1 protein-coding gene is annotated in these 715 nt (G+C 73.4%); it reads right to left on the bottom strand.

The genetic code is table 11. From position 1 onward, the window contains the following. The coding region (locus tag HMPREF0731_RS22390) for a PDC sensor domain-containing protein (protein ID WP_007006558.1) at positions 1–715 on the bottom strand (715 nt) is incomplete at both ends.

Genomic DNA, 715 nt, shown 5'->3' with positions numbered 1-715 from the left:
CGCTGGCGGCGGCGGGGGCGAGGGCGGGCAGCCGCGCGGCGCGCAGGCTGGCCGGGCCGATCAACAACTGGCCCTCGGCCGAGAACAGCAGCGCCTCCGCCCCCGGATGGCGGTGCAGCACGGTCAGCATCACGTGCCGGTCGATATCCTCGGCCCATTCCCAGTAGAGATGCGCGGCCAGCACGCCGCGCAGCCGGCCCTCCATGTCGATGACGGGCGCGGCGAGATCGACGAAGCGGGCCGGGTTCTCCGGCGGCCGGCCGAGCAGCGGGCTCATCAGCACCGCGTCATGCACATCGACCAGCAGCGGCCCTTCGTGGGCGGCGCGGAAATACTCGCGATGCGCGACATTGACGCCTTCGAGCACGCCGCGGCTGCTCTCCATCACGCGGCCCTCGGCGCTGATGAAGAACAGGATGGCGTATTCGGGATAGGTGTGCTGCAGCCAGGCGAGCAGCTCGCGCCGCGCCTGCGGGCTGGCCTCGGGGTCGCGCAGCGGCTGCAGCGTGGCGGCCATGCGGATCTCGCGCAGCCGCTCATGCAGGCCGCGATCCAGCAAATCGGCGGTGCGCTCGGCGATCGCCGCCAGCTCGGCGCCGATATCGGCGCGCAGCCGGCGATTGGCCATCTCCCCGGAGGCCCAGGAGGAGATGAGGGCGACCAGCAGGCCGAGCGCGCCGAAGGCCGCCGCCAGCACGGCGCGCAGCCCCGGCCG

This window comes from Pseudoroseomonas cervicalis ATCC 49957 (genome assembly GCF_000164635.1).
In the GTDB taxonomy this organism is placed as follows: Bacteria; Pseudomonadota; Alphaproteobacteria; order Acetobacterales; family Acetobacteraceae; genus Pseudoroseomonas; species Pseudoroseomonas cervicalis.
Note: the sequence above shows the minus strand (reverse complement) of the source record. Positions and strands in the feature narration are given on the sequence as shown.